General features: G+C 73.3%; 8 protein-coding genes and 1 pseudogene. 7 read left to right on the forward strand and 2 right to left on the reverse strand.

Annotated elements, in window-relative coordinates:
* Window positions 1-134: 134 nt before the first annotated feature.
* The 7 genes from ACWEVO_RS20905 (at window position 135) to ACWEVO_RS20935 (ending at window position 8,195) form a co-directional block, all read left to right on the forward strand.
* The gene (locus ACWEVO_RS20905) at window positions 135-1,427 is read left to right on the forward strand and encodes a M16 family metallopeptidase (RefSeq protein ID WP_452309201.1); all 1,293 of its coding nucleotides are present in this window, start codon (window positions 135-137) and stop codon (window positions 1,425-1,427) included.
* Window positions 1,424-2,770 carry a M16 family metallopeptidase gene (locus ACWEVO_RS20910; RefSeq protein ID WP_452309202.1) on the forward strand — a complete coding sequence of 449 codons (1,347 nt, stop codon included), beginning with the start codon at window positions 1,424-1,426 and terminating at the stop codon, window positions 2,768-2,770. Before ACWEVO_RS20905 ends, ACWEVO_RS20910 begins: the two co-directional genes overlap by 4 nt.
* A 651-nt stretch (window positions 2,771-3,421) precedes the next feature.
* Entirely contained in the window at window positions 3,422-4,447 is a 1,026-nt protein-coding gene (locus ACWEVO_RS20915; RefSeq protein ID WP_452309203.1) for an aspartate-semialdehyde dehydrogenase, read from the forward strand.
* Window positions 4,448-4,642: 195 nt separating this feature from the next.
* Complete coding sequence (locus ACWEVO_RS20920) at window positions 4,643-5,083, forward strand: PPOX class F420-dependent oxidoreductase (RefSeq protein ID WP_452309208.1); 441 nt, start codon at window positions 4,643-4,645, stop codon at window positions 5,081-5,083.
* A gap of 87 nt (window positions 5,084-5,170) precedes the next feature.
* On the forward strand, window positions 5,171-5,587 hold the full coding sequence (locus ACWEVO_RS20925) for a CBS domain-containing protein (protein ID WP_452309204.1): 417 nt from the start codon (window positions 5,171-5,173) through the stop codon (window positions 5,585-5,587).
* 173 nt (window positions 5,588-5,760) lie between these two features.
* On the forward strand, window positions 5,761-6,132 hold the full coding sequence (locus ACWEVO_RS20930) for an SCP2 sterol-binding domain-containing protein (protein ID WP_452309205.1): 372 nt from the start codon (window positions 5,761-5,763) through the stop codon (window positions 6,130-6,132).
* A complete protein-coding gene (locus ACWEVO_RS20935; RefSeq protein WP_452309206.1) occupies window positions 6,132-8,195 on the forward strand; it encodes an amylo-alpha-1,6-glucosidase in 2,064 nt (687 codons plus the stop codon). Before ACWEVO_RS20930 ends, ACWEVO_RS20935 begins: the two co-directional genes overlap by 1 nt.
* A 52-nt stretch (window positions 8,196-8,247) precedes the next feature.
* On the opposite strand, the gene ACWEVO_RS20940 is transcribed toward ACWEVO_RS20935, so the two are convergent.
* Both ACWEVO_RS20940 and ACWEVO_RS20945 read right to left on the reverse strand, forming a co-directional pair.
* Window positions 8,248-8,640, reverse strand: a complete 393-nt coding sequence (locus ACWEVO_RS20940; RefSeq protein ID WP_452309207.1) for a VOC family protein — start codon at window positions 8,638-8,640, stop codon at window positions 8,248-8,250.
* A 19-nt stretch (window positions 8,641-8,659) separates the two neighbouring features.
* Window positions 8,660-8,973 (reverse strand): annotated as a pseudogene (locus ACWEVO_RS20945) (alpha/beta hydrolase); the annotation flags it as partial.

Here is an 8,973-nt window from a genome sequence, read left to right on the forward strand (position 1 = left end):
CGGCGCGCCGCGAGCCGGAGGCGCCGGGTGACGGACGGGTCGGGGGACGGCATGTCCGGCGAGTACCCCGGCGCGCGCCGACGATGCTCCCCGCGCATCCCCTTTCCGCCCGCGAGATCGGATAGCGTCGGGTCATGCCCGACAGCGGTTACCCCTGGCCGATCGAGACGACCCGACTGGACAACGGCCTGCGCGTGGTGGTGAGCGAGGACCGCACCGCCCCCGCGGTCGCCGTCAGCCTCTGGTATGACGTGGGTTCCCGGCACGAACCCGCGGGTCAGACCGGCTTCGCCCACCTCTTCGAGCACCTGATGTTCGAGGGCTCGGTGAACGTGGCGAAGACCGAGCACATGAAGCTCATCCAGGGCTCCGGCGGGTCGCTCAACGCCACCACGAATCCCGACCGGACCAACTACTTCGAGACGGTTCCGGCCGAGCACCTGGAGCTGGCGCTGTGGCTGGAGGCCGACCGGATGGGCGGCCTGGTGCCGGCGCTCACCCAGGAGACGCTGGACAACCAGCGGGACGTGGTGAAGAACGAGCGGCGCCAGCGCTACGAGAACGTCCCGTACGGCGACGCCTGGCTGCGGCTGCTCCCGCTGCTCTACCCGCCGGGCCACCCCTACCACCACGCGACGATCGGGTCGATGGCCGACCTGAACGCCGCCGACCTGGCCACCTTCCAGGCGTTCCACACCACCTACTACGCGCCGAACAACGCGGTGCTCACGGTGGTCGGCGACGCCCCGGCCGCCGAGGTGTTCGCGCTGGCCGCCAAGTACTTCGGAGCCATCCCGGCGCGCGCGGAGATCCCCGCCGCGCCGGACGGGCGGACCGTGCCGGCGACCGGCCGGCCGGCCGTCGAGACGGTCACCGCCGACGTGCCCGCGCCCCGGGTGTACGTCGCGCACCGCACCCACCCCTACGGCACCCCGGGGTACGACGTGACCACCGTGCTCGCCACCGTCCTGGGTACGGGTCGAGGCAGCCGGCTCTACCAGCGGCTCGCCGACGGGGAACGGATCGCCCAGCCGGACCTGGTCGGGGCGTACGGGGTCGACCTGGCGTACGCGCCCGCCCCGCTGATCGCCACCGCCACCGCCCGCCCCGGGGTGGACGCCGAGTGGCTGCGCGCCGGACTGACCGACGTCATCGACGAGCTGGCCACCGTGCCGGTGACCGCCGCCGAGCTGGACCGGGCCAAGGCGCTGCTGAGCACCCAGTGGTGGCGGCACATGTCCACGGTGGACGGCCGGGCCGACGTGCTCGGCCGGTACGCCACCCAGTTCGGTGACCCGGCGAAGATCGGTGAGCGCCTGCCGGCCTGGCTCGCGGTCACCGCCGAGCAGATCGCCGCACAGGCCGCCGAGCTGCTCGGCGCGGCCGACCGGGTGACCCTGACCTACCAGCCCGAGGAGAAGCCATGACGCTGATCGCCACCCGGCCGGGCCCGGGCGCCGCCCGCCCGTACCGGTTCCCGCAGGTGGTCCGCCGGACCGTCGCGGGCGGCCGGGTCGTCGCCGCGCACCTGCCCGGGCAGAACCTGGCCGTCGCGCTGCTGCTCCTCGACGCCGGCGCGGGCCGCGAGCCGGTCGGCAAGGAGGGGCTGGGCGGGGTGCTCGCCAAGGCCCTGGAGGAGGGCACTGCGCAGCGGGACAGCACGGCGTTCGCGCTGGCCATCGAGGCGCTCGGGACCGAGCTGGTGACCGGGCTGGACTGGGACTCGTTCCAGGTCAGCGTCCAGGTCCCGGTGGACCGGCTGAGCGCCGCGGTGGAGCTGCTCGCCGAGGCGGTCCGGACGCCCCGGCTCGACCCGGCGGACGTGCTGCGGGTCCGGGACGACGAGGCGACCGCGCTGCGGATGGACTGGGCCAACCCCGGCCCGCGGGCGGACGCAGTGCTGCGCGCCGACCTGTTCGGCGCGGACAACCGCTGGGGCCGGCCGATGTACGGCGACCCGGAGAGCGTCGCCGCGCTGGACGTGGACGACGTGACCGTCTTCCACTCCGAGTGGTTCATCCGTCCCGGGACGCTGATCGTCGTCGGCGACCTGGACCGGCTCGACCTGGACGCGCTCGGCGCGGCGGCCTTCGCCGGCACCGGCGGCGGGCCGGTGGAGAAGGGGGGCCCGATCGAGGTGCCGGTCTCCGGCCGGCGGAAGGTCATCCTCGTCGACCGGCCCGGCTCGGTGCAGTCCACGCTCCGCCTCGGGCATCCCGCCCCGCACCGGGCCCACCCGGACCACGTGCCGATGACGCTCGCCGGGACGGTGCTCGGCGGGGCGTTCACCTCCCGGCTCAACCACCTGATCCGCGAGGTGCACGGCTACACGTACGGCATCCGGGGCGACTTCGCCTCGTCCCGCCGGTTCGGGCGGTTCGCGATCAGCTCGGGGGTGCAGACGGCGGTGACCGCGCCGGCCCTGGTCGAGTCGGTCGGCGAGGTGTCGCGTACTCAGTTGACCGGGGTGACCGAGGAGGAACTGGAGGTGGCGCGTTCGTGGCGGGCCGGCCAGCTCTCCGTCGAGCTGCAGAGCCCGCGCGCGATCGCCTCGGCGCTGACCACGCTGGTGGTGCACGACCTGCCGGACGACTACCACGCCCGGCTGCGCGAGTCGCTGCTCGCGGCGACGGTCGAGGAGGTCTCCGCGGCGGCCACCACGCACCTGCACCCCGAGTCGCTCACCCTGGTCGTGGAGGGCGACTCGGCGGTCATCCGGGACGAACTGGTCGCCGCCGGCCTCGGCGAGGTCGTCGACCACACCCCCTGACGAAGGCTCGGCGCTGGCGAGGTGGCGGTGACCACGCCGCCACCTCCGCCTCCTTGCCTTCCCTCCGTTCCGCCTTCCCCTTCCGCCTCCCCGCCTCGCGCTCCCTTGCCCCGTCTCGCGCTTTCCCTTGCCCCGTCTCGCGCTTCCCTTGCCCCGTCTCGTCCTGCCTTGTGGGATGGCGCATCCATAGCGCGGGATCGGTGGAGATCTTGGAAGTAATCGGCCCCTATAGGGGGCCATTTGGTACCAAGATCTCTGGGCGCGGGGCGCGGGGCGCGGGGCGCGGGGCGCGGGGCGCGGGGCGCGGGGCGCGGGGCGGGTCGCGGGGCGCCGGACGGGGTGCGGGTCGCGGGTCGCCGGACGGGCGGGCGCCGGGCGCCGGAGGCCGGACGGGGGCGCGGTTGGGCGCGGGGTGCGGCGGTGGGAAGTGTGATTCCGGTCGCGTCGGGGAGGGCGGCGCTGCCCGGCCACGGACGCAGGTGCTGCGGTCGGGTCGGTCCACGGCCGATGTTTCTCCGCCGATGGCCCATCCTTCCGTGCGGTCGTTGCAGGTGAACGGCCGTCTCGGTGGAGGGCCGGACCGACGCCGGTCGGCCCGGGCGGTGGGAAAGGTTTCCCGCTCTCCCCGTCGGGCTGGGTAGCCTCGCGGGCATGAGGATCGGCATTGTGGGGGCCACCGGCCAGGTCGGTGGCGTGATGCGGCGGGTGCTGGCGGAGCGCGACTTCCCGGCGGAGCAGGTGCGGTTGTTCGCCTCGGCCCGGTCGGCCGGGCGCACGCTGCCCTGGCGGGACGGCGAGATCACCGTGGAGGACGCGGCCACCGCCGACTACCGGGGCCTGGACGTCGTGCTCTTCTCGGCCGGTAAGGGCACCGCCAAGGAGTTGGCCCCCCGGGTCGCCGAGGCGGGCGCGGTGGTCATCGACAACTCCTCCGCGTTCCGGATGGACCCGCAGGTGCCGCTGGTGGTCGCCGAGGTCAACCCGCACGCCATCGCGGACCGGCCGAAGGGCATCGTGGCCAACCCCAACTGCACCACCATGGCCGCCATGCCGGTGCTGCGCCCGCTCCACCAGGAGGCCGAGCTGGTCAGCCTGGTGGTCTCGACGTACCAGGCGGTCTCCGGCGCTGGGCTGGCCGGCGTGGCCGAGCTGGACGAGCAGGTGCGCAAGGTGGCGGAGCACGCCAGCGGGCTCACCTTCGACGGGTCCGCCGTGGAGTTCCCGGCCCCCCGCTCGTTCGCCCGCCCGATCGCGTTCAACGTGCTCCCGCTCGCCGGCTCGATCGTCGACGACGGCTCCTTCGAGACCGACGAGGAGCAGAAGCTGCGCAACGAGAGCCGGAAGATCCTGGAGATCCCCGGGCTGAAGGTCTCCGGTACCTGCGTGCGGGTGCCCGTCTTCACCGGGCACTCGCTCCAGATCAACGCCCGCTTCGCCCGGCCGATCAGCCCGGCCCGGGCGTACGGGCTGCTGGACGGCGCGCCCGGCGTCGCCCTGTCGGACGTGCCGACCCCGCTTCAGGCGGCCGGCCAGGACCCGACGTACGTCGGGCGGATCCGCGCCGACGAGACCGTCGCGCACGGCCTGGCCCTGTTCTGCGCCAACGACAACCTCCGTAAGGGCGCCGCACTGAACGCCGTGCAGCTGGCCGAACTGGTCGCCGCCGAACCCCGCTGACCCCGCCCGCCCGCCCGCCCACCCGCCTCGCCGCGTCGATCTTGCACTTTCGGCCCGCCTTCCGCGGCCTTTGCGCCTTGTGTCGGCACCGGAAGTGCAAGATCGGCGTGGCCCGGGGTGGCGGATGGCGCGCGGCGGGGGGTCGGGTGCGGTGGGATGGGTGGCGGACACGACGTCTCGACCCGGGAGGCCGCCATGGCGGACGAGCAGATGCAGCAGGCCCTGACCGATCTCATCGCGAGCCGCCGGCTCGGGATCCTCGCCACCATCAAGCGGGACGGCCGGCCCCAGCTGTCCAATGTGGTCCACTCCTTCGACCGCGGGTCGGGTCTGATCCGCGTCTCGGTCACCGACGGGCGGGCCAAGACCGCCAACCTGCGTCGTGATCCGCGGGCCAGCTTCCAGGTCAGCAGCGAGGACGGCTGGGCGTACGCGGTCGCGGAGGCCCGGGCCGAGCTGACCCCGGTGGCCGAGCGGCCGGACGATCCGACCGTCGAGGAACTCGTCGGGCTCTACCGGGCGGTGCAGGGCGAACACCCGGACTGGGACGACTTCCGCCGGGCCATGGTCGCCGAGCGTCGCCTGGTGCTCCGGCTGCACGTCGAACGGGTCTACGGGGTGCCACCGCGCGGCTGACGGCCGCCCCGTCACCGGCCGGTCCGGCCCGGTTACCCGGGCGGGGCGGCGGGTAGACGGCGGTGCCGACACCGAGAGGGGAGCCCCATGACGACGGTCGGAGAGTTCATGACGACCCGGTTGGTGACGATGGACGGCAACGACACCCTCACCGCCGCGGCGCAGGAGATGCGCGACAGCGCCATCGGCGACGTGGTGGTGACCGACGGCGACAACGTTGTCGGCATCGTCACGGACCGGGACATCACGGTCCGCGGCGTCGCCGAGAACATGGACCCGAACACCACCCGGCTCAACCAGATCACCAGCAAGGACGTGGTGACGGTGAGCCAGTACGACGACGCGGTCGCCGCCGCCGACCTGATGCGGACGTACGCCGTCCGCCGACTGCCCGTGATCGACGACGGCCGGCTGGTGGGGCTGGTCTCCATGGGCGACCTCGCCGTCGAGCGGGAACCCCAGTCGGTGCTCGCCGACATCAGCGCGGACGAACCCAACAACTGACCTGCCTGTCGCGGTGACGCCGGCCTCCGGTTCGGGGGCCGGTGTTCGCGTGCCCGCGGCGGCCCGCACCGCCCGGCTCACCCGAACCGGGCGAGGTTGACCGGGTACCCGGCGGGGACCCCTCCTCGGACGCCGCACGCCGTACGCCGCGCATCGCGGGAGGAGTGGAACCGATGGTGGACGCGACCACGAGGTTCTTCGAGGACCTCGACCGGCGGGGGTTCGAGCCCCTGCTGGCGAAGACCGCCGGGACCCTGCGTTTCGACCTGCACGAAGGGGCCCAGACGACGCACTGGCTGCTGCAGATCGACCGGGGCAAGCTCGAGGTCCGGCAGGAGGACCGGGAGGCCGACACGGTGGTGGGGACCGCCCCCCGGCTCTTCGGTGAGCTGGTCACCGGGCAGGAGAACGCAATCTCGGCCCTGCTGCGGGGCGACATGACCGTGGCGGGCGACCTGCGGCTGGTGCTCCAGGTCGAGCGGCTCTTCCCCGGCCCACCGGACTCCCGGGGGCCGCATCACGCGTTCGGGAGGGAGGGATTCTGATGGCCGACACCAACACCGTCCGGATCCTCGACGGCAACACCTTCGTGGTCTCCGAGGACACCGGGGACATCGAGGCCACCCCGTCCGAGCCGACCGGCCTCTTCTCCATCGACACCCGGTTCCTGTCGCGCTGGGTGCTGACCGTCAACGGCGAGCGGCTCAACGCCCTCTCCTACGACGACCTCCAGTACTACGAGGCGCGGTTCTTCCTGGTCCCCGGCATGGCCACGCACTACGTCGACGCCAAGTTGTCGATCATCCGGGAGCGGGCGGTGGGCGGCAGCTTCCGGGAGACGCTGACCATCCTCAACCACGACGAGAAGCCGGTGGACCTGGAGGTGCGGATGACCGCGGCCTCCGACTTCGCCGACCTCTTCCAGGTCAAGGACGAGATCCTGAACAAGAAGGGGGAGACCTACAGCGAGGCCGAGGCGGACCGGCTGCGGCTCGGTTACCGGCGGGGCAACTTCCGGCGGGAGACCGTGATCACCTCCTCCCAGCCGGCCCGGTACGACCGCGAGGGTTTCGCCTACACCATCCACCTGGAGCCCAACGAGCAGTGGGACACCGCCATCGACGTGCAGACCTTCGCGGTCGGCCCGGGCGGACGCGACCTGCGGATGGGGCTGCGCGCGCACGGGACCGAGCGGCTGGCCCTCCAGCACGACCTGGAGGAGTGGATGGCCAAGGCGCCGAAGGTGAACAGCGAGCACGGCCAGGTGTCCTCGACGTACCGGCGCAGCCTGGTGGACCTGGCCGCGCTGCGGTTCTCGCCACTCTCCCTCGGCGGGCAGACGCTGCCCGCCGCCGGCCTGCCCTGGTTCATGACCATGTTCGGCCGGGACAGCATCTTCACCTGCCTCCAGGTGCTGCCGTTCGCACCCGACATGTCCAAGACCACGCTGCGCATCCTCGGCGCCTTGCAGGGCACCCGGTTCGACGACTTCCGCGACGAGGACCCGGGCCGCATCCTGCACGAGATGCGGTACGGGGAGACGGCCGCCTTCGAGGAGCAGCCGCACTCGCCGTACTACGGCTCGGTGGACGCCACGCCCCTCTTCGTGGTGCTGCTCGACGAGTACGAGAAGTGGACCGGGGACGTCGCGCTGGTCAAGGAGTTGGAACGGGAGTGCCGGGCGGCACTGCACTGGATCGACGACTACGCCGACCTGGTGGGCAACGGCTACATCTGGTACGAGCGCCGCAACACCGACACCGGCCTGGAGAACCAGTGCTGGAAGGACTCCTGGGACTCCATCTCGTACTCCGACGGCACGCTGCCACCGTTTCCCCGGGCCACCTGCGAGGTGCAGGGATACGCGTACGACGCGAAGATGCGGGCCGCCCGGCTCGCCCGGGAGTTCTGGGACGACCCGGCGTACGCCGACCAGCTGGAGCGGGAGGCCGCGGCGCTGAAGGAGCGGTTCAACCGGGACTGGTGGGTGGCGGACGGCGAGTTCTACGCCCTCGCCCTGGACCCGAACGGCCGGCGGTGCGACGTGCTCACGTCCAACGTCGGGCACCTGCTGTGGAGCGGCATCGTCGACGACGACCGGGCGGCGAAGATCGCCGGGCACCTGGTCGGGCCCCGGCTCTGGTCCGGCTGGGGGGTGCGCACCCTGGCCGAGGGCGAGGTCCGCTACAACCCGATCGGCTACCACAACGGCACGATCTGGCCGTTCGACAACTCCTTCATCGCCTGGGGCCTGCGCCGCTACGGCTTCGCCGAGGAGGCCGCCACCATCGCCAACGGCATCCTGGACGCGGCGACCTACTTCGACGGCCGGCTGCCGGAGGCGTTCGGCGGCTACCAGCGGGAGCTGACCAAGTTCCCGGTCGAGTATCCGACGGCGTGCAGCCCGCAGGCCTGGTCCACCGGGACCCCGCTGCTGCTGATCCGCACCATGCTCGGGCTGGAGCCGCACGAGGGGCACCTGGCGGTCGACCCGCGGCTGCCGGTGGGCATGGGCCGGATCGAGGTGCTGGACATTCCGGGCCGGTGGGGTCGGGTGGACGCCTTCGCCCGGGGTCGGCTGGACCTGAACAAGCTGGCCGCCGGCTGAGGCGGCGTGCCGGCGGCGCCGTCGACCACGGGTCGGTGGCGCCGCCCGCACCTCAGTGCCCGGCGAGCAGCGGGTCGGCGTGCGCCTCGGTGCGGGGGAGCAGGCAGAACTCGTTCCCCTCCGGGTCCGCCAGCACGGTCCACCGGGGCAGCTCACGGACCACGGTCGCGCCCGCCTCCAGCACCGCGGCCCGCTCCTCGGCGTCGCCGACCAGGTCGAGGTGGATCCGGCCGGGGGCGGGCAGGCCGTCGGCGGGGCTGATCCAGATGTCCGGCCGGTGCCCGGACGGATCGCGCAGCAGCACGGCCTCGGTCGGGGCCAGGGAGCGCCCGGCCAGCTTCGCCCGGTCCTCGTCGACCACCGGCAGCCCGGTCACCGCGCTCCAGAACGGGGCGAGCAGGTACGGGTCGCGGCAGTGGATGACGATCGCGGCGAGGTCGGGCATGCCCCTGACCGTAGTCGGCTCAGCCCGGCGGCAGGACGGTGTCCAGGAACGCGGCGGTGACCGCCCGGATGTCCGGGCGGGCCAGGTCGAGGGCGTGACCGCCGTGGGTGAGCCAGGCGTGCGCCGGGTGGCCCGCGGCGAGCAGCCGGTGCGCCAGGTCGAGCATCTGGCCGGCGGGCACCGCCGGGTCCTCCCGGCCGTGCACGAGCAGCACCGGTACCCGCGCGCCGAGGTGGGTGGCGACGGTCGCGTCGACGGTGGCGGGGTCGCCCGCCGCCGGCGGGTGGCCGAGCAGACCGGCCCACGGGTCGTCGTGCGCGCGCAACCGCCGGT

The organism is Micromonospora sp. NPDC003776 (assembly GCF_053605645.1).

Excerpts from the sequence above, each read along its gene's own strand:
- ACWEVO_RS20905 (WP_452309201.1), top strand. The coding sequence starts at position 135 with ATGCCCGACAGCGGTTACCCCTGGCCGATCGAGACGACCCGACTGGAC.
- ACWEVO_RS20910 (WP_452309202.1), top strand. The coding sequence starts at position 1,424 with ATGACGCTGATCGCCACCCGGCCGGGCCCGGGCGCCGCCCGCCCGTAC.
- ACWEVO_RS20915 (WP_452309203.1), top strand. The coding sequence starts at position 3,422 with ATGAGGATCGGCATTGTGGGGGCCACCGGCCAGGTCGGTGGCGTGATG.
- ACWEVO_RS20920 (WP_452309208.1), top strand. The coding sequence starts at position 4,643 with ATGGCGGACGAGCAGATGCAGCAGGCCCTGACCGATCTCATCGCGAGC.
- ACWEVO_RS20925 (WP_452309204.1), top strand. The coding sequence starts at position 5,171 with ATGACGACGGTCGGAGAGTTCATGACGACCCGGTTGGTGACGATGGAC.
- ACWEVO_RS20930 (WP_452309205.1), top strand. The coding sequence starts at position 5,761 with ATGGTGGACGCGACCACGAGGTTCTTCGAGGACCTCGACCGGCGGGGG.
- ACWEVO_RS20935 (WP_452309206.1), top strand. The coding sequence starts at position 6,132 with ATGGCCGACACCAACACCGTCCGGATCCTCGACGGCAACACCTTCGTG.
- ACWEVO_RS20940 (WP_452309207.1), bottom strand. The coding sequence starts at position 8,640 with ATGCCCGACCTCGCCGCGATCGTCATCCACTGCCGCGACCCGTACCTG.